This window comes from Corynebacterium incognita, from assembly GCF_014217255.1.
Classification (GTDB): domain Bacteria; phylum Actinomycetota; class Actinomycetes; order Mycobacteriales; family Mycobacteriaceae; genus Corynebacterium; species Corynebacterium incognitum.
Genome location: NZ_CP059404.1, coordinates 765342 through 791102, shown reverse-complemented (window position 1 = coordinate 791102; position 25761 = coordinate 765342). Strand labels below are relative to the sequence as shown.

The 25761-nt window shown below is 58.9% G+C and carries 18 protein-coding genes, 1 tRNA gene and 3 rRNA genes; 17 read left to right on the top strand and 5 right to left on the bottom strand.

From position 1 onward, the window contains the following. The first annotated feature begins 335 nt into the window (after nucleotides 1-335). From H0194_RS03650 to H0194_RS03630, 5 genes are all read left to right on the top strand, one after another. A 16S ribosomal RNA gene (locus H0194_RS03650) occupies nucleotides 336-1849 on the top strand. 463 nt (nucleotides 1850-2312) lie between these two features. Next, nucleotides 2313-5383: ribosomal RNA gene (locus tag H0194_RS03645) — 23S ribosomal RNA — on the top strand. Nucleotides 5384-5504: 121 nt separating this feature from the next. Further along, a 5S ribosomal RNA gene (gene rrf, locus H0194_RS03640) occupies nucleotides 5505-5621 on the top strand. Together the 16S, 23S and 5S rRNA genes form the textbook arrangement of a ribosomal RNA operon. Before the next feature lie 294 nt (nucleotides 5622-5915). Then, nucleotides 5916-6671 carry an ABC transporter ATP-binding protein gene (locus H0194_RS03635; RefSeq protein ID WP_185176482.1) on the top strand — a complete coding sequence of 252 codons (756 nt, stop codon included), beginning with the start codon at nucleotides 5916-5918 and terminating at the stop codon, nucleotides 6669-6671. Nucleotides 6672-6679: 8 nt separating this feature from the next. Further along, complete coding sequence (locus H0194_RS03630) at nucleotides 6680-9274, top strand: ABC transporter permease (protein WP_185176481.1); 2595 nt, start codon at nucleotides 6680-6682, stop codon at nucleotides 9272-9274. Here H0194_RS03630 and H0194_RS03625 read toward each other — a convergent pair. Both H0194_RS03625 and H0194_RS03620 read right to left on the bottom strand, forming a co-directional pair. Then, nucleotides 9271-9663, bottom strand: a complete 393-nt coding sequence (locus tag H0194_RS03625) for a fluoride efflux transporter FluC (protein WP_185176480.1) — start codon at nucleotides 9661-9663, stop codon at nucleotides 9271-9273. The two genes, H0194_RS03630 and H0194_RS03625, sit on opposite strands and share 4 nt — an antisense overlap. Then, nucleotides 9660-10025 (bottom strand): fluoride efflux transporter family protein, encoded by a 366-nt coding sequence (locus H0194_RS03620; protein ID WP_246389048.1) that lies wholly within the window; start codon nucleotides 10023-10025, stop codon nucleotides 9660-9662. Before H0194_RS03620 ends, H0194_RS03625 begins: the two co-directional genes overlap by 4 nt. 80 nt (nucleotides 10026-10105) lie before the next feature. Here H0194_RS03620 and H0194_RS03615 point away from each other — a divergent pair, with 80 nt between their 5' ends. The 3 genes from H0194_RS03615 (at nucleotide 10106) to H0194_RS03605 (ending at nucleotide 11603) form a co-directional block, all read left to right on the top strand. Continuing rightward, nucleotides 10106-10603 (top strand): DoxX family protein, encoded by a 498-nt coding sequence (locus H0194_RS03615; RefSeq protein WP_281382577.1) that lies wholly within the window; start codon nucleotides 10106-10108, stop codon nucleotides 10601-10603. Between the two features lie 86 nt (nucleotides 10604-10689). After that, entirely contained in the window at nucleotides 10690-11442 is a 753-nt protein-coding gene (locus H0194_RS03610; protein WP_185176479.1) for a DsbA family protein, read from the top strand. Between the two features lie 85 nt (nucleotides 11443-11527). Continuing rightward, nucleotides 11528-11603: transfer RNA gene (locus H0194_RS03605), tRNA-Ala, on the top strand. A 168-nt stretch (nucleotides 11604-11771) separates the two neighbouring features. Here the strand turns inward: H0194_RS03605 and H0194_RS03600 are convergent. Both H0194_RS03600 and H0194_RS03595 read right to left on the bottom strand, forming a co-directional pair. Beyond that, entirely contained in the window at nucleotides 11772-13919 is a 2148-nt protein-coding gene (locus H0194_RS03600; RefSeq protein ID WP_185176478.1) for a YhgE/Pip domain-containing protein, read from the bottom strand. Next, nucleotides 13916-14461 (bottom strand): hypothetical protein, encoded by a 546-nt coding sequence (locus tag H0194_RS03595; RefSeq protein ID WP_246389046.1) that lies wholly within the window; start codon nucleotides 14459-14461, stop codon nucleotides 13916-13918. The genes H0194_RS03600 and H0194_RS03595 overlap by 4 nt, the downstream gene beginning before the upstream one ends. Before the next feature lie 325 nt (nucleotides 14462-14786). Between H0194_RS03595 and H0194_RS03590 the strand changes: the two genes are divergently transcribed. Beyond that, entirely contained in the window at nucleotides 14787-15557 is a 771-nt protein-coding gene (locus H0194_RS03590) for a fructosamine kinase family protein (protein ID WP_185176477.1), read from the top strand. A gap of 6 nt (nucleotides 15558-15563) precedes the next feature. On the opposite strand, the gene nadE is transcribed toward H0194_RS03590, so the two are convergent. Then, nucleotides 15564-16412: an ammonia-dependent NAD(+) synthetase gene (gene nadE / locus H0194_RS03585; protein WP_185176476.1), complete on the bottom strand. Its 849-nt coding sequence runs from the start codon at nucleotides 16410-16412 to the stop codon at nucleotides 15564-15566. 26 nt (nucleotides 16413-16438) lie between these two features. Here nadE and H0194_RS03580 point away from each other — a divergent pair, with 26 nt between their 5' ends. From H0194_RS03580 to H0194_RS03545, 8 genes are all read left to right on the top strand, one after another. Further along, nucleotides 16439-17845: a sugar porter family MFS transporter gene (locus H0194_RS03580; protein WP_246389044.1), complete on the top strand. Its 1407-nt coding sequence runs from the start codon at nucleotides 16439-16441 to the stop codon at nucleotides 17843-17845. Between the two features lie 119 nt (nucleotides 17846-17964). Next, nucleotides 17965-18087 carry a type B 50S ribosomal protein L36 gene (gene ykgO / locus H0194_RS03575; protein WP_012732041.1) on the top strand — a complete coding sequence of 41 codons (123 nt, stop codon included), beginning with the start codon at nucleotides 17965-17967 and terminating at the stop codon, nucleotides 18085-18087. A 450-nt stretch (nucleotides 18088-18537) separates the two neighbouring features. Next, on the top strand, nucleotides 18538-18777 hold the full coding sequence (gene nrdH, locus H0194_RS03570; RefSeq protein WP_185176474.1) for a glutaredoxin-like protein NrdH: 240 nt from the start codon (nucleotides 18538-18540) through the stop codon (nucleotides 18775-18777). 50 nt (nucleotides 18778-18827) lie between these two features. Beyond that, nucleotides 18828-19262 carry a class Ib ribonucleoside-diphosphate reductase assembly flavoprotein NrdI gene (gene nrdI / locus H0194_RS03565; RefSeq protein WP_185176473.1) on the top strand — a complete coding sequence of 145 codons (435 nt, stop codon included), beginning with the start codon at nucleotides 18828-18830 and terminating at the stop codon, nucleotides 19260-19262. 148 nt (nucleotides 19263-19410) lie between these two features. Beyond that, the gene (nrdE, locus tag H0194_RS03560) at nucleotides 19411-21537 is read left to right on the top strand and encodes a class 1b ribonucleoside-diphosphate reductase subunit alpha (RefSeq protein ID WP_246389132.1); all 2127 of its coding nucleotides are present in this window, start codon (nucleotides 19411-19413) and stop codon (nucleotides 21535-21537) included. Between the two features lie 122 nt (nucleotides 21538-21659). After that, nucleotides 21660-22655, top strand: coding sequence for a class 1b ribonucleoside-diphosphate reductase subunit beta (nrdF, locus tag H0194_RS03555; protein ID WP_185176471.1), 996 nt, complete (start codon nucleotides 21660-21662; stop codon nucleotides 22653-22655). Between the two features lie 466 nt (nucleotides 22656-23121). Further along, a complete protein-coding gene (gene ctaD, locus H0194_RS03550; RefSeq protein ID WP_185176470.1) occupies nucleotides 23122-24819 on the top strand; it encodes an aa3-type cytochrome oxidase subunit I in 1698 nt (565 codons plus the stop codon). Nucleotides 24820-24972: 153 nt separating this feature from the next. Continuing rightward, nucleotides 24973-25761, top strand: coding sequence for an ACT domain-containing protein (locus H0194_RS03545; protein ID WP_185176469.1), 789 nt, complete (start codon nucleotides 24973-24975; stop codon nucleotides 25759-25761).

The following is a 25761-nucleotide window of genomic DNA, read 5'->3' as shown; positions in this document are numbered from 1 at the left end:
TGTGGTGACGTTGTCTGAGAACTCAATAGTGTGCCAATGTACTTTTTTATTTTTTGTGTTGTTGCGCATGGTGTGTTGGTGGTTGTGGTGTGTGCCGGGTGGCGCCTTGTAATGAGGGCGTTACTGTAAACATTTAAGTGTTTCATTGGCTGCATTGTGATTACTGATTTGCATTTGTGTGTGATGATGTTTCTGGCCTCGTTTTGCCCCGTCGGGTTGGGGTCAGTTTTTGTAGTATTTTTTTTGTCAGCTACATGGGCATTCTGCGGCTTTTGGTTGTGGGTGTTTGTGTGGTTTGTCTTATTTTGGTTAGGTTTGGGCTTTTCACGAGCCTTTTTGTGGAGAGTTTGATCCTGGCTCAGGACGAACGCTGGCGGCGTGCTTAACACATGCAAGTCGAACGGAAAGGCCTTGCTTGCAAGGTACTCGAGTGGCGAACGGGTGAGTAACACGTGGGTGATCTGCCCTGCACTTCGGGATAAGCCTGGGAAACTGGGTCTAATACCGGATAGGACCATCGTTTAGTGTCGGTGGTGGAAAGTTTTTTCGGTGTAGGATGAGCCCGCGGCCTATCAGCTTGTTGGTGGGGTAATGGCCTACCAAGGCGTCGACGGGTAGCCGGCCTGAGAGGGTGGACGGCCACATTGGGACTGAGATACGGCCCAGACTCCTACGGGAGGCAGCAGTGGGGAATATTGCACAATGGGCGGAAGCCTGATGCAGCGACGCCGCGTGGGGGATGAAGGCCTTCGGGTTGTAAACTCCTTTCGCTAGGGACGAAGCTTTTGTGACGGTACCTAGATAAGAAGCACCGGCTAACTACGTGCCAGCAGCCGCGGTAATACGTAGGGTGCGAGCGTTGTCCGGAATTACTGGGCGTAAAGAGCTCGTAGGTGGTTTGTCGCGTCGTCTGTGAAATTCCGGGGCTTAACTCCGGGCGTGCAGGCGATACGGGCTAACTTGAGTACTGTAGGGGTAACTGGAATTCCTGGTGTAGCGGTGAAATGCGCAGATATCAGGAGGAACACCGATGGCGAAGGCAGGTTACTGGGCAGTTACTGACGCTGAGGAGCGAAAGCATGGGTAGCGAACAGGATTAGATACCCTGGTAGTCCATGCCGTAAACGGTGGGCGCTAGGTGTGAGGGACTTCCACGTCTTTCGTGCCGTAGCTAACGCATTAAGCGCCCCGCCTGGGGAGTACGGCCGCAAGGCTAAAACTCAAAGGAATTGACGGGGGCCCGCACAAGCGGCGGAGCATGTGGATTAATTCGATGCAACGCGAAGAACCTTACCTGGGCTTGACATACATCAGATTGCCGTAGAGATACGGTTTCCCTTGTGGTTGGTGTACAGGTGGTGCATGGTTGTCGTCAGCTCGTGTCGTGAGATGTTGGGTTAAGTCCCGCAACGAGCGCAACCCTTGTCTTATGTTGCCAGCATTTAGTTGGGGACTCATGAGAGACTGCCGGGGTTAACTCGGAGGAAGGTGGGGATGACGTCAAATCATCATGCCCCTTATGTCCAGGGCTTCACACATGCTACAATGGTCGGTACAACGCGCAGCTACATCGTGAGGTGGTGCGAATCGCTGAAAGCCGGCCTTAGTTCGGATTGGGGTCTGCAACTCGACCCCATGAAGTCGGAGTCGCTAGTAATCGCAGATCAGCTACGCTGCGGTGAATACGTTCCCGGGCCTTGTACACACCGCCCGTCACGTCATGAAAGTTGGTAACACCCGAAGCCAGTGGCTCAAACTCGTTAGGGAGCTGTCGAAGGTGGGATCGGCGATTGGGACGAAGTCGTAACAAGGTACCCGTACCGGAAGGTGCGGGTGGATCACCTCCTTTCTAAGGAGCATTATTATTTTTTATTCCTGGCATGTTGTGTACACGGTTGTGTGCGGGGGTGTCAGGTGTGGTGGTTGAGTGCCCGTGTGTGGTGCTGCTGCCGTTATGTAAATCGGGTGGACGCATACCCGGTGCCTATTGTGGGGCGCTGTAGAAGCAACTTTTTACCTGCGTGCTGTTGTGCAACGTTTTTGATGCAAAAGATAGAAGTTTTGAGTGTGTTGGCATGCTGTTGGGTGTCTGGGACATGCGTTTGTGTGTTCTGGTTGCCGCATCATTGAAGGTGGGCTGCTTGTGGGTGGTCTGGTTTTTTGGTGGTGTGGGTGTTGTGTGAGAACTGTATAGTGGACGCGAGCATTACAAACACATATGTACTGGTTCTTTTGTGGATTGGTGGGTGTGTGTTTGGTTTTGTTTTGTAGTGTGTTTTGTTTGTTTTTTTAATCAAGTGTGTTTATCTTGTGTGTTTGTTGTTAAGGGCGCATGGTGGATGCCTTGGCATGCTAAGCCGATGAAGGACGTGGAAGGCTGCGTTAAGCCTCGGGGAGTTGTCAATTAAGCGTTGATCCGAGGATGTCCGAATGGGGAAACCTAATCATCTTTGTGGGTGGTTACCTGCATCTGAATTCATAGGGTGTAGGGGGTAATGCGGGGAAGTGAAACATCTCAGTACCCGTGGGAGAAGAAAATAAATTTAATGATTCTGCTAGTAGCGGCGAGCGAACGTGGATGAGGCTAAACCGTGTGTGTGTGATACCGGACAGGGGTTGCGCATGCGGTGTTGTGGGGTTGTTGCGTGCATCATCTGTTCGTGGTGCGTGTGGTGTGTTGTGTTAGGTGAACTGGCTTGGAATGGTCGACCGGAGTGGGTGAGAGTCCCGTAGCTGAAGGCATGGCAGGCTGCATTGTGATTGTCCCCGAGTAGCAGCGGGCTCGTGGAATCTGCTGTGAATCTGCCGGGACCACCCGGTAAGCCTAAATACTTAGTGTGACCGATAGTGAATTTAGTACCGTGAGGGAATGGTGAAAAGTACCCCGGGAGGGGAGTGAAATAGTTCCTGAAACCATGTGCTTACAATCCGTCAGAGCACCTGTTGTGTGTGATGGCGTGCCTTTTGAAGAATGAGCCTGCGAGTCAGCGGCATGTCGCGAGGTTAACCCGTGTGGGGTAGCCGTAGGGAAACCGAATCCTAATGAGGGTGTTGTCAGTGGCATGTTCTGGACCCGAAGCGGGGTGATCTACCCATGGCCAGTGTGAAGCGATGGTAAGACGTCGTGGAGGCGCGAACCCACGTAGGTTGAAAACTGCGGGGATGAGTTGTGGGTAGGGGTGAAAGGCCAATCAAACTCCGTGATAGCTGGTTCTCCCCGAAATGCATTTAGGTGCAGCGTTGTATGAGCTTGTTGGAGGTAGAGCTACTGGTTGGTTGAGCGGGACTATCATCTTAGCAATGTCAGCCAAACTCCGAATGCCAGCAATTTGTGTTATACAGCAGTGAGACTGTGGGGGATAAGCTTCATAGTCGAGAGGGAAACAACCCAGATCGCCGGTTAAGGCCCCTAAGGGTGTGCTAAGTGGAAAAGGATGTGGGATCGCGAAGACAGCCAGGAGGTTGGCTTAGAAGCAGCCATCCTTGAAAGAGTGCGTAATAGCTCACTGGTCGAGTGGTTCTGCGCCGACAATGTAGTGGGGCTCAAGCACACCGCCGAAGCCGCGGCAACAATTTTATTGTTGGGTAGGGGAGCGTCGTGCATGATGTGAAGCAGTATCGTAAGGCGCTGTGGATTGTGTGCGAGTGAGAATGCAGGCATGAGTAACGAATTGGAAGGTGAGAATCCTTCCCGCCGGATGACTAAGGGTTCCTGGGTCAAGTTCGTCTTCCCAGGGTGAGTCGGGACCTAAGGCGAGGCCGACAGGCGTAGTCGATGGACAACCAGTTGATATTCTGGTACCCGTATTATCGCGCCCATGGTAAAGCATTGATACTAACTACCCACAAACCACACCTGATCACCTTCGGGTGTGTGGTGTGGTGCGTGCGTAGGGCCTGATATGTGGTCCAAGTGATGGGGTGACGCAGTGGGGTAGCCAAGCCGCTTAATGGATTGTTGGTGTAAGCGTGTAGCTGATGGCATAGGTAAATCCGTGCTTGTTAGGTAAGACGTGATGCGTAGCCCTAATGGGGTGAAGTTGGTGATCCCGTGCTGTCGAGAAAAGCCTCTAGCGATGTGGTGATACGGCCCGTACCCTAAACCGACACAGGTAGTCAGGTTGAAAATACTAAGGCGTTCGGGTGAACTGTGGTTAAGGAATTCGGCAAAATGCCCCCGTAACTTCGGGAGAAGGGGGACCACATACTGTCAACACCTTTTCGGTGGGCAGCGGTGTGTGGTCGCAGAGAATAGAGGGAAGCGACTGTTTATCAAAAACACAGGTCCATGCGAAGACGTTGAAGTTGATGTATATGGACTGACGCCTGCCCGGTGCTGGAAGGTTAAGAGGACCTGTTAGCCAGTAATGGCGAAGCGGAGAATTTAAGCCCCAGTAAACGGCGGTGGTAACTATAACCATCCTAAGGTAGCGAAATTCCTTGTCGGGTAAGTTCCGACCTGCACGAATGGCGTAACGACTTCTCTGCTGTCTCAACCACAGGCCCGGTGAAATTGCACTACGAGTAAAGATGCTCGTTACGCGCGGCAGGACGAAAAGACCCCGGGACCTTCACTATAGCTTGGTATTGGTGTTCGGTTCGGTTTGTGTAGGATAGGTGGGAGACTATGAAGCTATCACGCCAGTGGTGGTGGAGTCGCAAGTTGAAATACCACTCTGATCGGATTGGATACCTGAACCTTGGCCCATGATCTGGGTTGGGGACAGTGCCTGGTGGGTAGTTTAACTGGGGCGGTTGCCTCCCAAAATGTAACGGAGGCGCCCAAAGGTTCCCTCAGCCTGGTTGGCAATCAGGTGTTGAGTGTAAGTGCACAAGGGAGCTTGACTGTGAGAGAGACATCTCAAGCAGGGACGAAAGTCGGGACTAGTGATCCGGCACCAACGTGTGGAAGTGGTGTCGCTCAACGGATAAAAGGTACCCCGGGGATAACAGGCTGATCTTCCCCAAGAGTCCATATCGACGGGATGGTTTGGCACCTCGATGTCGGCTCGTCGCATCCTGGGGCTGGAGGAGGGCCCAAGGGTTGGGCTGTTCGGCCATTAAAGCGGCACGCGAGCTGGGTTCAGAACGTCGTGAGACAGTTCGGTCTCTATCCGCCGCGCGCGTTGAAACTTGAAGAAAGCTGTCCCTAGTACGAGAGGACCGGGACGGACGTACCTCTGGTGTGCCAGTTGTTCCGCCAGGAGCATTGCTGGTTGGCTACGTACGGAAGGGATAACCGCTGAAAGCATCTAAGCGGGAAGCCTGTTTTAAGATGAGGTTTCTTTTGAGGTCCCCTAAAGACTATGGGGTTGATAGGCCAGACCTGGAAGCAGCGTAAGCTGTTAAGGCTACTGGTACTAATAGACCAAAACAAACACCAAACAACACTTGGTGAAACAAAAAACAACAAAAACATGACAAAACTTGTCGCACGCGTCCACTATGCAGTATTTGACACAACACCACCAGAAACACACCCATAGTGTGTGTCCTGAAGGTTTGTCGGTGGCAATAGTAGCAGGGAAACGCCCGGCCCCATTCCGAACCCGGAAGCTAAGCCTGCTCACGCTGATGGTACTGCACCCGGGAGGGTGTGGGAGAGTAAGTAACCGCCGACACTACAACATAAAACAACTCAATAAACCCAAAAGAGGCCCACGGCACACCACACAGCGTGCCCTGGGCCTCTTCCCCCTTTTCTTTCTCCTACCCACACCCCGCCAGGCCGACTGGATCGTGCAAAAACTACTAGCACACATCATTACAGGTACCCGCACAACCAAAAACCACAGAAAACTCACAACAGTAGGCCACATGTCGTCCGAGGGGATGATGGCGTGGGTACTGGTGAACGCGTAGTGTTATCTCTTGTTGTTTAAAGAAACGCAAGTAACAGGAGTAGATGGCTACGCATGGAATCTCACGTAGGACAAGCATCGGGGAAGCCCGCCGCGGCGCGGGCAGTGGACCTTTTCAAGCAGTATGGCCAAGGCGATACCGCCGTGACTGCACTCAACCGGGTGAGCGTCGAATTCGCTAAGAACGAGTTCACCGCCATCATGGGGCCGTCCGGTTCCGGCAAGTCCACCCTGATGCACACCATGGCTGGTTTGGATTCCGCCACGTCCGGTGCCGCGTTCATCGGTGATACCAACCTGTCGGGCCTCAATGACAAGGCCGTCACGGCGCTTCGCCGTGACCGTCTGGGATTTATCTTCCAGTCCTTTAACCTCGTGCCCACCTTGACCGCCGAGGAAAACATCTGCCTGCCGATGAACATCGCGGGCAACAAGGTAGACCAGGCGTGGTTTAAGGAAGTGACGGATCGTCTCGGGTTGTCCCAGCGGCTAAACCACCGACCAGCAGAGCTGTCCGGTGGTCAGCAGCAGCGCGTAGCGTGTGCTCGCGCGCTTGTGGCGCGACCGGAGATCATTTTTGGCGACGAACCCACCGGTAACTTGGACTCGAATTCCTCGGCGGAGGTTTTGGATATCCTTCGCACCGCTGTGAACCAGGACGATCAGACCGTCGTGATCGTGACCCACGATGCCAAGGCGGCGAGCTACGCCGACCGCGTGATTTTCCTCGCTGACGGTCAGCTGGTTAACGAAATCTACCAGCCGACCATGGAATCTATCCACGCAGTCATGGCCGAGATCGAGTCCTAGGGGTTTTGATGGCTTCAGCAAACACGATGCGCAAAGTTTCGTTGCGTAATGTATTCGCCCATAAACTTCGCTTGGCGCTTACCGTCATCGCGGTGGTTCTAGGCACGTCGTTTATCTCCGGTGCGTTCATGTTCACCAACTCTTTGTCGGACACCTTCGACTCCGCAGTGCAGAACGCGTTCACGGATGTGGACGTTGCAGTCACCCCGGCTGACGGGGAGGAGCACGTCAAGAAGGAGGACCGGGCGAAGTTAGAAAAGGATGACAAAGTCGCAGCGGTCAACGTCATCGATAACAAGACCGTGGTTGTGGCGCGAGAGGACGCGTCGCCGCTGCAGACCGGTGGCGGTACGTCGTCGCTCGGCCTGTGGTACTCGCCGGAAGATTCGGTGGCGAAGCCGAACGAGCTCGTCGAGGGCGCCGCTCCGAAGGGTGAGAAGGAGGTCGTGGTTAACGCCAGCGCCGCGGAGCAACACGGCATCAAGGTCGGGGACAAGCTCTTGGTCGTAGAGCCGGACGAGCGCTACACCATGAAGGTCACAGGCATCTATGAACCCGCCATGGAGGAGGCGGCAACCGGTGTCCGCCTCTACATGGATGCGAAGACATACCTGGGCGGTAATGGGGGCGTCGCCAAGCAAGTGGTGGTGAAGGGCGCAGACGGGGTCGAGCCACAGGCTCTCGTGGATCACCTAAATAAGGAATACCCCAAGAATTTCACCGCCGAGACCGGCGAGAAGCTGGCGGAGGAGATGTCGGACGCGATTTCGTCCGCGCTGAAGTTCGTCAACTACTTCCTCGTTGCCTTCGGCCTCATCGCGCTGCTGGTCGGCACGTTCATTATTGCGAACACCTTCTCGATGATCGTCGCACAGCGCACCAAGGAGTTCGCGTTGCTCCGCGCGCTGGGCGCCTCTCGCCGCCAAATTACAAACTCCGTGGTCGTGGAGGCCATCATCATTGGCGTGCTGGGCTCTATCCTCGGTGTTTTTGCCGGCGTGGGCCTGGTGGCGGCGATTAAGGCCGTTATGGAAAAGCAGGGGATGCCGTTAGGAGACAGCCTGGGGCTTTCGGTCTCCGCTGTCGTGGTGCCCATCGTCCTTGGCACGTTGGTCACGGTGGCTTCCGCGTGGGCCCCGGCGCAGCGCGCGGGCGCGGTGGAGCCTGTAGAAGCCATGCGTAGTACGGAATCCGCAGCGGGCTCGTCGCTCAAGGTGCGTTCCATCCTCGGCCTCTTGGTCTTGGCGGTGGGCGTCGCTGCCGCTGTCCTCGGTGCGTGGGTGATGTCCGATGCCTCTACCGCAACTCGCGCCATTCTCGTCGGCGTGGGCGCCTTCGGCCTCATCGTGGGCTTCTTCCTGGCCGGTCCGGCATTGTCACTGCCCATCGTTCCCGTCTTCGGGCGGCTGATCGGCGCACCTTTCGGGGCCGTCGGCACGCTGGCGGCTACCAACTCCCAGCGCAACCCTCGGCGTACGTCGGCCACCGCCTTTGCCCTTACCCTGGGTCTTGCCCTGGTAACGGCGATCGGCATGCTCGGTGCCTCGATGAAAACCTCCGTGGCCGACGTCATGGAGGACAAGGTACGCGCGGACTACATCCTGTCCGGGCCTACGACAGGGGGCTTTCCGACGCCCAGTGAGACCCCCAAGTTAGCCCGCGAGGTCGAGGGCGTGGACAAGGTTTTGGCCATGACGATGGCACCGGCGGCCGTGGACGGTGAGGCCTCGGTGGCTTATCAGGTGTCCATGTCTTTCGGCGTGGATGAGAACCCCGCGGACTTCATCAACATGGAGGTCGTGGAAGGTGACGTGAACCTGAAGGATAACCCGGGCTTCATCGCTACGGATGAGTTTGCGAAGAAGAACGGCTGGGTCGTGGGCAAGGAATACGACCTCACTTCCGCCGCGGCCGCGATGGCCGAGAAGAAGGGCGCGAAGCTCCCTGGTGCGAAGACTGAGAAGGTCAAGCTCATCGGCACCTTCAAGCGCAATGAGGTCATCGAGAACATGGCGGTGAGCCAGGAGAAGCTGAACAAAATCGTCTCCGCGGGACAAACCCGCACCCAGCTGGTGGGCGTAAACGTCGCGGAAAGTGCGGATCCAGAGCAGGTTCGCCCGAAGTTGGAAGAGGCGGTCAAGGACCTGGTGGTGGTGCAGATCATGTCCGCCGAAGAGTTCTCGGACCAGGCCGCCCAGGCGGTCAACCAAATGCTGGCCATCCTCTACGGACTGCTGGCTCTGGCGGTGATCATTGCGATCCTGGGCATCGTGAATACCTTGACCTTGGGTGTGATCGAGCGCCGCCAGGAGATCGGCATGTTGCGTGCGGTGGGTACGCAACGCCGGCAGATCCGCACCATGATTACGTTGGAGGCGGTGCAGATCTCCGTGTTCGGCGCAGTCATGGGCATACTCATCGGCCTTGGGTTGGGCTGGGCGTTCCTGGAGGTCTTAAGCTCCCAAGGCCTGGACACCATCACGGTGCCGTGGGGCCAGCTGGTCATCATGCTCGCGGCGTCGGGCGTCGTGGGTGTGATCGCGGCTATCTGGCCGGGCGCCCGAGCGGCGAAGACCCCGCCGCTCGAGGCCATCGCCGATTAACCCGCGATGAAGTGGCCCCACCGCACCCCGCGGCCGGCGGCCACCACGCCGACGGCGAGAGTGAAACCGAGATAGATGGCGAGCGTCTTCCACTGGCGCTCGCGCAGCAGCTCGCCGCACTGCTTGGCCAGGGTGGACCAGGTGGACAGCCCGCCGGCCACGCCCACGCTGAGTGCCAGCACGGCGCGCGCCTGCCACGACTGCGCGGTGAACCCCGCCTCCTGGGAGATGCCAAAAGCCACGCCTGCCAGCGTGCAGGCCGCCAGGTTCGCGGCGAAGATGGCGGGGCGATCGGGGAGCACGCGCAGCAGGCCCCAGCGCCCGAGGCCGCCTCCGAAGCCGCCCAGTGCGACCAGGGCAATGGACAAGGCAATGGTGGATAGGGTCATGCGCCTGACCTCGCTTGACGACGCCCCGAGTTTCGCCGGTGCCAGGCATCACCCAGGCACCACGCCGCGATGCATCCCACGGTCATGGCGGCAGTAAAGCCAGCGGCCACGGCGGCGTGAGAGGTTGCGGTGGCCACCGCGAAGGCCGAGAAGGTGGTGAAACCGCCGAAGAATCCAGTGCCCCAGAACGGCCCCGGCTTGGCGGCACCCATGAGAAGGCAGCCGACAATATTGATGACGAGGAGAGGGGCGTACTCGCCCCACGGCGCCAGGGCGGCGCTGGTGCCGTAACGGGCAACCGCGCCGAGGGCGACGCCGAGGCCGACGGTCAGGGCGTCGCAAAGCGCGCGGGGCATAGACATGGCATTAATGGTACGAAACTTTTAGGATTCGAGGATTTTGTGTCAGCCGAGCGTGTCGTATCATTAACCGCGTGAACACAATCAAAAGGTTGATATCCGGCGCTGGTGCGGACGGGCAGGGCGTGGACACGCGCACGTTCGTTGTGGACCTCGTCTCCGCGTTCGCGCGGTTTTACATGGCCTATATCTGGATCAAGGCGGGTGTGTCCAAGCTTGGGCAGCACCACTCCGTGACTCAGTCGATTAAGGGCTACGAGATCTTCACGCCGGAATGGTCGGATGCGTTGGCCACGCTGATCGGCCCCCTCGAAGTCGCCGGTGGTGTGCTATTGCTGCTGGGCATCTTCCTGCGGGGATCGTCTAAGGTGGCGGCTATCGTATTGACGCTGTTCATGATTGGTATCGCACAGGCCTGGGCGCGCGGGCTCGGTATTGATTGCGGATGCTTCCAGCCGGACCCCGGCTCGGACGCGCAGGTCATGAACTACGTCAAGACCTTGGCTCGCGACGCGTTCTACATGGTGCTCACGGTATGGACAATCGTTCGTCCGTACCGCCGCGCCGCCATTTACTCGTAACTAGTTGTTAAAATACCCAGCGTCGACTCATGCAGCAGCGGCGCGCACATAACATCACGTTCGCGTGAAGAAAAGAAGGTTGAACAGTGAGCAAGACCAGCACCAAGGTGCAAGACCCCAACGCCAAGGGCAGCAACGGTTTTATCGTGGCCGTCGGTGTCATCCTGCTGATCGTGGCGGCGATTATCGGCTACATCGTGTGGAATGGGCAGAACGCCAAGACGGATCGCCTCGCCGAGCGCGAGGAGATTCCGGTCAACATGGACATTGAGCTCAAGGACAATGCCTTCGTGCTCAAGTCCGACAAGGCCACCAAGGATACCCCCCGCGTAGAGCTCTACGAGGACTTCTCCTGCCCACACTGTGCCGATCTGTCGATTGCCACCGACGAGCAGATGCATAAGGCGGTTGAGGACGGCAAGCTGATCGTGGATCTACGCATGATGAACTTCCTCGACGGCAAGGATGCCGCGGGCAACATCAACGTGGGCCACTCCACCAAGGCCATCGCCGTGGAGAAGCAGATCCTCGAGGCCGGCGACCTCAAGACCTTCTGGAACCTGCACGACGTGCTCATGAGGGACCAGCAGAAGGTGGTTGGCCAGTGGGAGGACGAGGACTTGGTCAACGCTGCCAAGGCACTCGGTGCGAGCGAGGAAGCGCTCAAATCCCTGGAGACCATTGACACTGATGCCGCGATGAAGCTGGCCCAGTCGAACTTTGAGAAGCTGGAGAAGGACACCGGCAAGGCGTCCACCCCGCGCGTTATCAAGGACGGCAAGGACCTCAAGGTCGAGGATCTCTCCCAGTGGGTTGAGGTTGCCACCCAGGGTAAGTAAACCCGCATTAAGCAGCGGATTTGGTCACGCTGACGAGTCCGCTGTATATTAAATCAAGTTCCGCTGAATGGCGAAACTTGGTTAAGGGGCTATGGCGCAGTTGGTAGCGCACCACACTGGCAGTGTGGGGGTCACGGGTTCGAATCCCGTTAGCTCCACCATCACAACCCCCGTCTACGTCGGTAGGCGGGGGTTTTGCGTTGGACGTGGCGAAAATTTACATTGCGAGCGCAAGTCAGCGAAAACTTGGATGTTGAAGGCTGACTTGCGCTCGCAATGTAAATCCCGCGAGGAAGATGACGCGCGTCTGGGGCGCCGGGGCGCCACAACTAGACGTCGATAGGCGGGTGCAGGCGCTTCATCGTCCACATCCGGTTGCGGCGGGCACACAGAGAGGTCACCGCAACCGCTATCGCTGTGATGGCAGCCACGGCAAGGACTGCCTGCAGCAGCCGATGGTCGATGTTGCCGTACATGAGCTGTCGGAATCCGTTGATGGAATAGGTCATCGGGTTAATCGGGTGCAGCCAGCTAAACAGCTTCGGCTCTGTTTCTACGGGGTAGAGGCCATTCGATGACAGGATCTGCAGCATGAGTAGCGCCATGGCTAGCACCTTGCCAGGGCCAGGGCCAAGGGCCACGTTGAGCATTTGGTTTACTGCCACGAACATCACGGAGACACCCAAGCAGAACAACCACAGCGCCACCGGGTGGGCGGCGTTAAGCCCCACGCCCCACAGCGTGACCGCTACGATGGCACTGGCCTGGGCCATGCCGATCAGGGCGCCCGGCCACAGGCCGTCCCACGCCGCACGCAGCGGGGATACGCCGGCGGCCACCGCGCGGTTGTGTAGGGGGCGCAACAACAAGAACGTGATCATTCCGCCGATGAACATCGCGAGTGAGAAGAAAAACGGGGCCAAACCTGTACCGAAGGTCTGTGGGCCCGCTTCGTCACGAGCATCGAGGCTCGTAGGATTGGAGATGAGGTCGGCGGTATTCGAGCGCTGAGCGGCGTTCATGGCGGGCACTTTCTGGGCGCCGGAGTCTAGCTTTTTCGCTAGGGTGTCAGCGCCATCGACAAGCTTTTTCGCACCGGAGACCGCGGTGGGCATTTTCTCGTTGAGCTTGTCCGCACCGTCTTCCAGCTTGACCAGTCCGTCAGAGAGCTCCTTGCTCTTGGTGGCCAGGGTAGACGTGCCTTGGTCGTTGAGAGCGTGCGCACCGTCGGCCAGGTCGCTCGTGCCGTTCTTGAGCTTCTCGGTGCCATCGGTGAGCTTCTTCACCTGTTTGGGGAGCTTTCCGGTGCCCTCATGCAGGCTGTCAAATCCCTTGCGGAAGTCCGCCTCCGGGTTGCCTAGCTGGTAGGACAGTGCTGCGGTGCCATCAGCCAACGCGTGGATATCTTTGACGTTTTGCGATTCGGGGCCCAGGGCGGATTTGTCAGCTTTATCCGCGAGGTCTTGGATGTCCTTTCCTGCCGCGCGTACCTGCGGGATGGGGCTGGCAGCCAGCTGTTTCGCCAGCGTCTCCAGATCCTTTGTGGCATCGCTTTGTGCTTGGGAAAGAGTGTCCACCTTGGCGGTGAGTTTCTGCACACCATCGTCGATTTGATCTGCGCCGGTGCTGAGTTCATCGAGACCGTCGTGGAGCTTGTCGACGCCGTCTGACATCTCGTTGAGCTTGCCAGCCGCGGTGTCCACGCCCTCGTCCAGGTCCGAGGCGCCTTTGGCGACTTTATCCGCGCCGGTGGCCAGATCCCCGGCCTTTTTGTCCAGTTCCTTGGCGCCCTTCGCGAGTTTGCCAGCGCCCTCCGCGGCGTCACCGGTCTTGTCGGCGAGCTTGTCGACGCCTCGTTCAGCCGTGACCAACCCGTCCTTGAGGTCGTCCGCGCCGTCGTGAAGCTTGGAGGCACCATCTGCGGCCTGGTCGAGGCCGGTGCCTGCGTCTTGGATGCCGACGAGGACCTTGTCCACGACATTGGCGCCCAGTTCGTTGGAAATTGTAGGGACCAGCGTGCGCATGACGTTTTCGCCGATCATGGTGGACAGGTAGCCGTTGGCCGAGTTGTAGTTCGTTTCGATGACCGCTGGGTGGGCGTCGCTGTCCGAGATAGACGCCACTGACTGTGAGAAGTCCGGGGTGAGCCGAACGACGAAGTAGTAGTCACCGTTGCGCACACCTTCTTGGGCGGTGCTGTTGTCGACGAGGGTGAAGTTAATCTGGTCTTGATCGCCGAGACTGTCTACGATGCGATCGCCGGCCTGAAGGGGCTGGCCGTCCACAGTGGCACCTTCGTCGTCGTTGACGAACGCGATGGGGAGCGACTTCAAGTTGCTGAACGGATCCCAGAACGCCCATAGGTACAGTGCTGAATAAAGAAGTGGGATCAGGATGATTGCGAGGATTGCCACGCGTCCAAGCTTGCTGCGGTGGAAGCGGCGTAGCTCCCCGCCAACGTGGAGGCCTGAGATCATTGGTCGGAGTCCTTTGGTTCTGGTTGGAGATGGTGGTGGTCAGTGAACAATTCGATGCTCTGATGAGGCGGGGCGCTCTCTGCGGGGAGAGGATTCACCGAATTGATGACTACTGGAAAGCGCTCCGCTAAGCGCACTAGAGTGTCGAGAAGAGCGGCGCGATCGGCGCTTTCACGGACCTGGTCGAGGTCATCCATGATGAGCAACTTGATTTCTGAGCCGGTCGCGGGGCGGAGTGCCAATGCAATGCGCAGCAAAATGCGATCCAGACTGGAAAGCTGCGCGACGTAGGCGTCTAGCGGTGGAAGTGGCCTGTGACCGAAGACGTCAGCGCACAGTGCTTCGTAATAGTCTTCGTCAACCCGCGAGGTCCACGACAGCCAGGGTCGGGACCACCCGCGATGTTCGGTGAGCACAGTTCTGACGCGTACATCTCGGTCGAGGGCATCGATAGCGTCAATGCCCGCCACCGCCACTGTGCGGCGGATGCGCGCGGGCTTTGTCTCCCCCGCGACTTCCAAACGGCCGTGGCTTAGTTTCATTGCTCCCGCGAGACATAGCGCGAGCGCGGTTCTTCCAGAGCCACCACGTCCGGTCAGCACAGTGAGGCCGGTAGCGGGGATGGAGAAGGTGAGGGGGCCGAAAACACGGCCTTCGTCGGCGTCGAGACTGAGGGCTTCAGCGTGGACGATGGGGGGGGGAGTCGGTGGGGTCCGGGGGTGGTGCGGTCTGCATGGAGTGCTCCTAGCGTTGTGCCACTCGAAAATAGTTTCTCTGTTTGAGTAATTTACTCTTGGAGTCAAATCGCACACGAACATGCAGTCGCGCACAAATGCCTCTCGCCTTCGCCGACTAGAATAACTTCCCATGGAGACACCGCCGAGGATTCAACCAGAGGAATACACCAAGAACTGCGCAACCCCGGAGCAGGCACAGGCGGAGGCCGCCGGGCTGCGGTGGCTGCGGGAGGGGAGCGACCGGGTCATTGAGGTCCTGGGGGTTGAGGGGTCCGCGCTGCGCATTCGTCGCGTGGAGCGGGTGCGCCCGAACGTGGAGGACGCCCGCGCGGCGGGCCGCGAATTGGCAGCGATCCACGCGCAGGGCGCGCCGGCCTTTGGCGCGGCGCCCGAGGGCTGGGAGGAGCCCAACTTCATCGGGCGGGTGGAGCAAGAGTGCACGCCCACCGAATCCTGGGGCGAGTTCTACGCCACCCAGCGCGTGCTGCCTTTTGCCCGCGCGGCGCTGGAACAGCATGGGGCACTCGAGGAACTGAAAGTAGTAGAAGCCGCCTGCGAGCGCATCGCGGACACCTCCTGGGACGTCCAGCCCGCGCGTATTCACGGCGACCTGTGGGCGGGCAACCTGCTATTCGAGGACGCCGGGCCCGTGTTTATCGATCCCGCGGCGCATGGCGGGCACCCGCATACGGATCTCGGCATGCTGGCGCTGTTTGGCGCCCCGCACCTGCGGGAGATCCTCGTCGGCTACAACGAGGTCGCGCCCTTCGGCACGGAGGACGACCTCCTGGTATTCATGCACCAGCTGCACCCGCTCGCCGTGCATTCGCTCACCCATGGTGCGGCGTACGTCCCCGAGCTTGTCGACGCCGCGCGCAAGACCCTCAGTGCGCTGGGCTAGGCGTCGCTAGCGCCACCACTGCTCATCGGGTCCCGGGGGCAGGTGCCGCTTGTGCTGGCCGCGCGCCCAGTGGCGCTCGATGACCTCGCGGGCGTCGGCAGGCACGTCCTTGCCCTCCAGGTAATCGTCAATGAGGCGATAGGTCACTCCGAGCGCCTCCTCGTCAGAGAGCATGGGGCGATCCTCTTCCAGATCCGCGGTGGGGATTTTCTCCCAGGTGCGCGCCGGGGCACCCAGGTGCTCCAGCAGGCTGGCGCCCTGCCGCTTGTTCAGGCCGGCCAGCGGCAGTAGATCGGCCGCGCCATCGCCGAACTTGGTGAAGAATCCCGTGACGTTCTCCGCCGCGTGGTCAGTGCCGATAACTAGCGCCCCCACCTCGCCGGCCACGGCGTACTGCGCAATCATCCGCTGCCGGGCCTTGACGTTGCCCTTGTTGAAGTCGCCGAGCTCTCCGACGCCGTCCTCACCCGTCGCGAGTGCGCCCGCGACGGCCGCATCCATGGCGTCGGTGGCGCCCGCGATGTTGATAGTCAGGGAGTGGTCAGGCTGGATGAATTCGAGCGCGAGGAGGGCATCGTCCTCGTCGTTTTGCTGGTTATACGGCAGGCGCACCGCCCAGAACTGCGCGCCGAGGACGCGGTCCACAGCCAGCTGCGCGAGCTTGCCGCCGAGCGTGGAGTCTTGGCCGCCGGAGATGCCGAGGACGAAGCCCTTGGCGCCGGTGATAGTGAGGTAGTCCACGAGGAATTGGACCCGACGCTCAATTTCTTGTTCTGGATCGATAAAGGGCTTGGTGCCCAGCGTCTTTATGATGTTTTCTTGCACGCTGCCTGGTGTCGGTGACATGACTTCCATCGTAGAGGACTGGGAAGATGGCGGTCGTGAAACAAACAAAGCAGTCCTCGTACGTCCGCTGGGTGGCCACCATTGCCGCGCTCGGCGGACTGTTGTTTGGCTATGACACCGGCGTCATGTCCGGTGCCTTGCTTTTCTTAAGCCCCGAATTTGACATGGACGCCCACCAGGAAGGCCTGGTCACCTCCATGCTGCTGGTCGGTGCTGCGGTTGGAGCGATTACCGGTGGGCGCATCGCGGACGCCCTGGGGCGTCGCAACACGCTGCTGGCTGGTGGTGTCATCTTCGTGGTGGGGTCCATCTGGTGCGCTGTGGCGCCGTCGGTGGCAATGCTCGCCGCCGCGCGCACGTTCCTGGGCGTAGCGGTGGGCGCGGTGTCGATCGTCTCGCCCATGTTTATCGCGGAAAAGGTGCCTGCCGACGTCCGCGGGCGCATGGTCTCGCTCAACACCCTCATGATCGTCGTTGGCCAGCTTGCCGCCTACCTTGTGAACTCGGCGCTGGCCCACACCGGCAACTGGCACCTCATGCTGGGGCTCGCCGCCGTGCCGGGCGCGATGCTTGCCATCGGCATGCTGTGTATCAATGACACCCCGGCGTGGTACTTGCGGCGTGGCGACGTCGCGAAGGCCCGTGAGGTAGCCGCGCGCTCGGGTATGTCCTTGGGCGAGGTGAGCGGGGCCACTGCCGACGCTGCTGCCGACGCTGGCGCTGAAACGGGTGCGGATGCGGGCGTCGCCAAGCCCTCGGAATGGAAAGCGCTGAAGGGGAACCGGTGGATTCAGGTGACCGTGGCGTTGGCCATGCTCATGGGCCTTACCCAGCAGATCACGGGCGTGAACGCCATCGTGTACTTCGCACCGACGCTCATGAACCAGGTGGGCATCTCTACACAGAACTCCGTGTACACCTCCATCGTTATTGGCACGGTATCGGTGATCGCTTGTGTGATCGGACTGCAGTTGGTGGACCGCATTGGGCGCAAGCGGCTGTTGCTCTACGGGTTGACTGGCAACGTCATTTCTCTGCTGGTGTTGTCGGTAACCTATGCCTTCGCGGATCGGTCGACGGCGCTGGCGATGGTCTCGCTAACCTTCATGGCGCTGTTCATCGCCTTCCAGCAGGCGGCGGTCTCGCCGACGACGTGGCTGCTTATCTCTGAGCTCGTCCCGGTCCAGGTGCGCGGCATCGGCATGGGCATCGCTGGTTTGAGCCTGTGGGTGACCAACTGGGCGGTCGCGCAGTACTTCCTGCCGCTGGTGGAGTGGCTGACAGGGCCGTGGGCGTTCGCGTTGTTTGCCGGTTGCGGTGTGGTGGCCATTGGCTATACCAAGGCGCTGATCCCGGAAACCATGGGGCGTAGCTTGGACGAGGTGGGCGAAGAGATGCGCGTGCGTTACGGGCGTTTTGGATCTGGGGCCAAAGGCAGGTAATATTTCCCCTCGTGTCATGCTCGGTCGAGTAATCAGCCGAGTCGTGCTGTGACAGTAATTATTAATCATTCGCACTTTTCTCGCGAACAGATGCGCAGTCTCAATGAAAGGAGCGCCCGATGAAGGTCCGCAAGTCGCTTCGGTCGCTGAAGAACAAGCCGGGCGCTCAGGTTGTGCGCCGCCACGGCAAGGTCTTCGTGATCAACAAGAAGGATCCGCGCTTCAAGGCTCGCCAGGGCTAAAGCGTCGATTCATGGGACCACGAATGAATTTGTGGCCCAAGGGATTAAGCGTCCCGTGTTTTCCGCCTCGTTGGGGTGGGGGAACGCGGGGCGCTTTTCCTATGCCTCAAGGTGAACTTGAGGTTAATAGTTCCTGAAATTGCACGCGTGTAGTTCCACGGGTGGTGCTTGGCGCGACAGTGAAGGACAAGATGTGGGGCGTAGGGAGTTGACATCCTGGGAATTCCACCGATGTAACTACTATATGTTGTGCCACTTGCGACTTTTTGGCACAAAGTATAGTGTTGAGGCTACCGCTCAACGGAGACCGGAAAACACCAATTGACTTCGCTGAAACCGCCGTCAAAGGCAAGCCTTCAGTGCTTCTTGGTTGCCGTTGGGTCCAATAAATAAAGCGTCCTCGCCGTCGGTACCTGGTACCGCTTCTTGAAACAAGGAATTCTCAGCAGTATGTCTATCACCGTCTACTCCAAGCCAGCTTGCGTCCAGTGCACCGCTACCAAGAAGGCCCTCGATCGTTCGGGTCTCGATTACGAAGTTGTTGACATCAGCCTCGACGATGAGGCTCGCGATTACGTGATGGCTCTGGGCTACGTGCAGGCGCCGGTTGTAGAGGTGGACGGCGATCACTGGTCCGGCTTCCGCCCGGATCGCATCAAGGCTTTGTCTGCTACCGCTGCCTCCGCTTAGCCACCCCACCGGGGCCGCGGCCCTGGATGCACCTTAAAAAGAAGAACATCATGCTCGTCGTTTATTTTTCCTCCGCTACCGAGAACACCCGGAAGTTCGTGGAAAAGCTCGGGTTCCCCAGCAAGAGGATCCCGCTGCACAAAAGCGACGAGCCTTTGGTAGTTCATGAGCCCTACGTCTTGGTATGCCCGACGTATGGGGGAGGGGCATCCATTTCTCACCAGAACTCCCGGCCGGTGCCCGTCCAGGTCATTCGTTTCCTCAATAACCCCCACAACCGCGGCCTCATACGAGCTGTTATCGCGGGGGGAAACAGTAACTTCGGCGCGGACTTCGGCAAGGCCGGAGACGTTATTTCCCGCAAGTGCCGCGTTCCTTACGTTTATCGCTTCGAGCTCCTCGGAAACGAAGATGACGTGCGTCTTTGTCGGGAAGGACTCCAAGCAAACGCGCAAGCGCTAGGCTTGGAACCAATGTCGGCCTAAGGCAGCCGCGTCCGCGTCTAAGTACATAATTTCTCATTAACTTTCTTGCCCTCATCTTCCACGCACCCCTCGGAAAGGCCCCTGTTTCGTGAGTACTCCCACCACCTCCGGTTCCGCCCAGCAGCTAGGAAAGTCCGTCGCAGAGCCGGTGAAGCCGGCCGACCAGCTTGATTACCACGCGTTGAACGCACTGCTGAACCTTTACGACGAAAACGGTCAGATTCAGTTTGATAAGGACCGCGAGGCGGCCAACCAGTTCTTCCTCCAGCACGTGAACCAGAACACCGTCTACTTCCACGACCTGGAAGAAAAGATGGACTACCTGGTGAAGAACAAGTACTACGAGCAGGAAGTGCTCGATCAGTACGACTTCGACTTCGTGAAGTCCCTGTTCAAACGCGCATACGGCTTTAAGTTCCGCTTCAAGTCCTTCCTGGGCGCGTACAAGTACTACACCTCTTACACCCTGAAGACCTTCGACGGCCGCCGCTACCTTGAGCGCTTCGAAGATCGCGTGGCCATGACCTCCTTGTTCTTGGCTGACGGCGACAAGGGCCTGGCGGAGAAGATGGTGGACGAGATCATGTCCGGCCGCTTCCAGCCGGCTACCCCGACCTTCCTCAACGCCGGTAAGGCACAGCGCGGTGAGCTGGTGTCCTGCTTCCTCCTGCGTATTGAGGACAACATGGAATCCATCGGCCGTTCCATCAACTCCGCGCTGCAGCTGTCCAAGCGCGGTGGCGGTGTGGCGCTGCTGCTGTCCAACATCCGTGAGTCCGGCGCGCCGATTAAGCACATCGAGAACCAGTCCTCCGGCGTCATCCCCGTGATGAAGCTGCTCGAGGACTCCTTCTCCTACGCCAACCAGCTTGGCGCCCGCCAGGGTGCCGGCGCGGTGTACCTCAATGCGCACCACCCGGACATCCTCAGCTTCCTGGACACCAAGCGCGAAAACGCCGACGAGAAGATCCGCATCAAGACCCTGTCGCTGGGCGTGGTCATCCCGGACATCACTTTCGAGCTGGCCAAGAAGAACGACGACATGTACCTTTTCTCGCCATACGACGTCGAGCGTGTCTACGGCAAGCCCTTCGCGGACATCTCCGTGACCGAGCACTACGAGGAGATGGTGGAAGACCCGCGCATTTCCAAGAAGAAGATCAACGCGCGCCAGTTCTTCCAGACCTTGGCGGAGATCCAGTTCGAGTCCGGCTACCCGTACATCATGTACGAGGACACCGTGAACAAAGCGAACCCAATCAAGACGTCCTGGATTAACATGTCCAATCTGTGCTCCGAGATCCTGCAGGTAAACACCCCGTCCGAGTTCAACGCGGACCTGAGCTACGAGACCATCGGCAACGACATCTCCTGTAACCTCGGCTCGCTCAACATCGCGATGACCATGGATTCCCCGGACTTTGGTTCCACCGTGGAGACCGCCATCCGCGGCCTGACCGCCGTCGCCGACCGCACCTCCATCGACTCCGTGCCATCCATCCGCAAGGGCAACAACGAGTCCCACGCCATCGGCCTGGGCCAGATGAACCTGCACGGCTACCTAGGCCGCGAGCACATCGCCTACGGCTCCGAGGAAGGCCTGGACTTCACCAACGCCTACTTCGCCGCCATCATGTACGCCTGCCTGCGCGCGTCCAATAAGATTGCCCGCGAGCGCGGCGAGTATTTCGCGGAGTTCCCGCAGTCCGAGTACGCCACCGGCGAGTTCTTCGACCGCTACAACCCGGCGGACTTCGCCCCGAAGACAGAAAAGGTCAAGGAGCTTTTCGCCAACTCTTCGATCCACACCCCGTCGGTGGAGGACTGGGCGCAGCTGAAGGCGGACGTCGCCAAGCACGGCCTGTACAACCGCAACCTGCAGGCAGTGCCGCCGACCGGTTCCATCTCGTACATCAACAATTCCACCTCGTCGATCCACCCGATTGCCTCCAAGATTGAGATCCGCAAGGAAGGCAAGATTGGCCGCGTGTACTACCCGGCACCGCACATGGACAACGAGAATCTCGACTACTTTCAGGATGCGTACGAGATCGGCTTTGAGAAGATCATCGACACCTACGCTGAAGCCACCAAGTACGTGGACCAGGGCCTGTCGCTGACGCTGTTCTTCAAAGACACCGCCACCACTCGTGACATTAACCGCGCGCAGATCTACGCATGGCGCAAGGGCATCAAGACCTTGTACTACATCCGCCTGCGCCAGATGGCACTGACCGGCACCGAAGTCGAGGGTTGCGTATCCTGCATGCTGTAGAACCCCGCTCGCAGGGCCGCGGCGCTTAACGACGCCGTGGGGTAGCGGTCAATCACCCAAGTTCAACGCCCCGGATAAGAGCGGGGCAACAAGGCAGTAGACAAGGCGACAAGGGAGTCAACGTGGTCGAGCACAACGAGTACGACAAGTTTCTGGCTGAACACGAGAAGCCGGTGAAGGCTATCAACTGGAACACGATTCCGGACGACAAGGACCTGGAAGTCTGGGATCGTTTGACTGGCAACTTCTGGCTGCCGGAAAAGGTTCCGGTGTCCAACGACTTGCAGAGCTGGAAGACGCTCACGGAAAAAGAGCAGGAGACCACCATGCGTGTGTTCACTGGCTTGACCCTTCTGGACACCATCCAGGGAACCGTGGGTGCGGTGAGCTTGCTTCCCGACGCCGTGACCCCGCACGAGGAAGCGGTGTACACCAACATCGCTTTCATGGAGTCGGTGCACGCGAAGAGCTACTCCAATATCTTTATGACGCTGGCGTCCACCCCGATGATCAACGACGCGTTCCGCTGGTCCGAGGAGAACGAGAACCTGCAGCGCAAGGCCAAGATCGTCATGTCGTACTACCAGGGCGATAACCCATATAAGAAGAAGGTTGCCTCGACTTTGCTGGAGTCCTTCCTCTTCTACTCGGGCTTCTACCTGCCGATGTACTTCTCTTCGCACGCCAAGCTGACCAACACCGCGGATATCATCCGCCTCATCATCCGCGACGAGGCTGTCCACGGCTACTACATCGGCTACAAGTACCAGGTGGGTGTGTCTAAGCTCAGCCAGGAGGAGCAGGACGAGCTCAAGGCCTACACCTTTGACCTTGTCTATGATCTCTACGAAAACGAGCTGGACTACACCGAGGACCTCTACGACGAGCTCGGCTGGACCGAGGACGTCAAACGCTTCTTGCGCTACAACGCTAACAAGGCGCTGAACAACCTTGGTTACGAGGGACTGTTCCCGGCGGACGAGACCCGTGTGTCGCCAGCCATCCTGTCTTCCCTGTCGCCGAACGCTGATGAGAACCACGACTTCTTCTCCGGCTCCGGTTCGTCCTACGTCATCGGTAAGGCCGAGGACACCACCGACGACGACTGGGATTTCTAACCCGTTAACGTTGCCGCCGCAGGCTCAGCTGCGTTATTCCTGAGACCACCCGACGCCCCGCACGCGCTCCAGCGCGCGGGGCGTCGGTCGTTACTGTGCGGGGGACGTGCTCCTGGGGCGCCTTCCCGTTGGAGTTCCTTCAACCTTAAGTTTGATACCTACCGGGGGTGTTAATCGTCGACCGGGGCGCAACGTCCTCGAAAACGGTGTGGCGTATGCCACGTGTTTGGCCAGCGGAAGAGGGGGATCGCTGGAAACTCGGCCGAGTTGGGGCCGTCGACGTGGTACAACGCGGCATGGGTGGGAACTTTCCGTGGCACGCCCGCGACTAGTGGGTGCAACCGGATTGGGATTGGCTGGAAATTCTTCCAGGCGATGGCCTAATATTAATCGGTGTAAAAGCGTGGCCTTTGTAGTGCGTATTAAAAGTGCGTGGTGCAAAGGCCTCATAGTCAGGAGGATTCACATGACCGCTGTGGCGCCAAGGGTGGACAATTACGTCCAGCCGACTCGTCCAGAGCCAACTGGTAATGCAAAACAGGGCTCCTTTGCCTGGAAGATGCTTACCACCACCGACCACAAGCAGCTGGGCATCATGTACATCATCATGTCGTTCAGCTTCTTCTTCCTCGGTGGTCTGATGGCCCTGCTGATCCGTGCGGAGCTGTTCGTTCCGGGTCTGCAGTTCTTGTCCAACGAGCAGTTCAACCAGCTGTTCACCATGCACGGCACCGTGATGCTGCTGCTGTTCGCAACCCCAATTGTGTGGGGCTTTGCTAACTACGTCCTGCCACTGCAGATTGGTGCCCCGGATGTTGCCTTCCCACGTCTGAACGCCTTCGGTTTCTGGATCACCACCATCGGTGGCGTGGCTATGCTCTCTGGCTTCCTGACCCCGGGCGGTGCAGCAGACTTCGGCTGGACCATGTACGTCCCGCTGGCTGACAGCGTGCACACCCCAGGCATCGGCGCTGACATGTGGATCGTCGGTGTCGGTGCAACCGGTGTTGGTACCGTTGCATCCGCTATCAACATGGTGACCACCATCCTCACCCTGCGCGCTCCTGGTATGACGATGTTCCGTCTTCCAGTATTCACCTGGACCATCTTCGCGGCATCCATCATCGTTTTGATGATTTTCCCTCTGCTGCTCGCTGCAGCGTTGGGTGTTCTGTATGACCGCAAGCTCGGCGGACACATCTTTGACTCCGCTAACGGTGGCGCAATACTCTGGCAGCACCTCTTCTGGTTCTTCGGACACCCAGAGGTTTACGTTATTGCACTTCCATTCTTCGGCATCATTTCCGAGATCGTTCCAGTGTTCTCCCGTAAGCCAGTCTTCGGCTACATCGGCCTAGTATTTGCAACCTTGGCCATCGCGGCACTGTCCATGGCTGTGTGGGCACACCACATGTTCGTAACCGGTGCGATTCTGTTGCCGTTCTTCTCCTTCATGACCTTCCTGATTGCGGTTCCAACCGGCGTTAAGTTCTTCAACTGGGTGGGCACCATGTGGAAGGGCCACATCACCTGGGAGACCCCGATGATTTGGGCAATGGGCTTCATGTCCACCTTCCTCTTCGGCGGTATGACCGGCGTTATGCTGGCCTCCCCGGCACTGGACTTCCACCTCGCTGAGTCCTACTTCCTGATTGCTCACTTCCACTACACCCTGTTCGGTACCGTGGTGTTCTCCGCCTTTGGTGGTCTGTACTTCTGGTTCCCGAAGATGACCGGTCGTATGCTGGACGAGCGCTTGGGCAAGATTCACTTCTGGTTGACCTTCATCGGCTTCCACGGCACCTTCCTCATCCAGCACTGGGTGGGCAACATGGGTATGCCACGTCGCTACGCCGACTACCTCGAGTCTGACGGCTTCACCGCGTACAACCAGATTTCCACCATCTTCTCCTTCGTGCTGGGTGCTTCGGTTATCCCGCTCGTGTGGAACACCTTCAAGTCCTGGCGCTACGGCGAGATTGTCACCGTGGATGACCCATGGGGCTACGGCAACTCCCTGGAGTGGGCAACCTCCTGCCCGCCGCCGCGCCACAACTTCGTGTCCCTGCCGCGTATCCGCTCCGAGCGCCCTGCGTTCGAGCTGCACTACCCGCACATGGTGGAGCGTATGCGTAAGGAAGCACACGTTGGCCACGGCCACTAGTTAACGAAAGTTAGCGCAGTCGCCTTCCAAGGCTGACACCTGAATTTCCTGACAAAGTTGGGCCCGCGAGGTTTTACTCGCGGGCCCGCTTTTTATATTCCACCCTCCGCACTTTTTTGGCGCTGCAAGCAAGATAGGACAATAATGGATAGTGTGAATAAACCCGCGCGCACTAAAGCAGTCATCTCCACCTCCGGCCCGGATAAGCCCGGTATTTCCTCCGCGTTCTTCCGCGTCCTTGCCTCCAATGGCGTGGAACTCGTGGACGCTGAGCAGTCCATTATCCGCGGGCGCATTACCTTGGTGGCGTTTGTCAACATCGATACTGACCGCATTGATGTCACGCGCGAGGGCCTGACGAACACGTTGAGCGTCTACTCGCATAACGTTTTCGTGGAGGCTGGCGATGACGTCGAGCGCGGCTCCCGTGCCCGTTCGACGCATTCCCTGGTGCTCTTTGCGCCGGAGATTTCCGCACACTACGTATTCGCGGTCGCCCAGACACTGGCTGACTTCGACGTCAACATCGACCGCATCCGCGGCACCGCGCGCACCCCGCTGACCGCGATTGAGCTGTACCTCACCGTGCCCCACGACGACGAGGGCGTACGTGCCGAACTTGCCACACTGGCCCAGCGCATCGGCTTGACGATAAGCATGTCGCGCTTCGTGCGCATGCGTGCCATCGACGACGTCGTGGTGATCAATGAGCCGGAGGGGCAGGCGCCCGCCATCGAGGAGAGCTTCGCTGAGTCGCTGCGCACCGCAGGCTTCCCAGTGGAGTTTGTCGATGCCGAATCCGACCGCGACGTTAGCCGTTCCCTAGTGTTGGGCAGCGGTGCCACCGGCGCTGAAGTTCACTCCCGCGCGGGCATGTCCGTGGCAGGCGTGAGCTCCGAGATTCCCGATGCCCTGAGCATCCTGGGCATCGTGGACGCCTAA

Coding starts and splice junctions, on each gene's coding strand:
- H0194_RS03635 (WP_185176482.1), top strand. CDS start 5,916: ATGGAATCTCACGTAGGACAAGCATCGGGGAAGCCCGCCGCGGCGCGG.
- H0194_RS03630 (WP_185176481.1), top strand. CDS start 6,680: ATGGCTTCAGCAAACACGATGCGCAAAGTTTCGTTGCGTAATGTATTC.
- H0194_RS03625 (WP_185176480.1), bottom strand. CDS start 9,663: ATGACCCTATCCACCATTGCCTTGTCCATTGCCCTGGTCGCACTGGGC.
- H0194_RS03620 (WP_246389048.1), bottom strand. CDS start 10,025: ATGTCTATGCCCCGCGCGCTTTGCGACGCCCTGACCGTCGGCCTCGGC.
- H0194_RS03600 (WP_185176478.1), bottom strand. CDS start 13,919: ATGATCTCAGGCCTCCACGTTGGCGGGGAGCTACGCCGCTTCCACCGC.
- H0194_RS03595 (WP_246389046.1), bottom strand. CDS start 14,461: ATGAAACTAAGCCACGGCCGTTTGGAAGTCGCGGGGGAGACAAAGCCC.
- H0194_RS03590 (WP_185176477.1), top strand. CDS start 14,787: ATGGAGACACCGCCGAGGATTCAACCAGAGGAATACACCAAGAACTGC.
- nadE (WP_185176476.1), bottom strand. CDS start 16,412: ATGGAAGTCATGTCACCGACACCAGGCAGCGTGCAAGAAAACATCATA.
- ykgO (WP_012732041.1), top strand. CDS start 17,965: ATGAAGGTCCGCAAGTCGCTTCGGTCGCTGAAGAACAAGCCGGGCGCT.
- nrdH (WP_185176474.1), top strand. CDS start 18,538: ATGTCTATCACCGTCTACTCCAAGCCAGCTTGCGTCCAGTGCACCGCT.
- nrdI (WP_185176473.1), top strand. CDS start 18,828: ATGCTCGTCGTTTATTTTTCCTCCGCTACCGAGAACACCCGGAAGTTC.
- ctaD (WP_185176470.1), top strand. CDS start 23,122: ATGACCGCTGTGGCGCCAAGGGTGGACAATTACGTCCAGCCGACTCGT.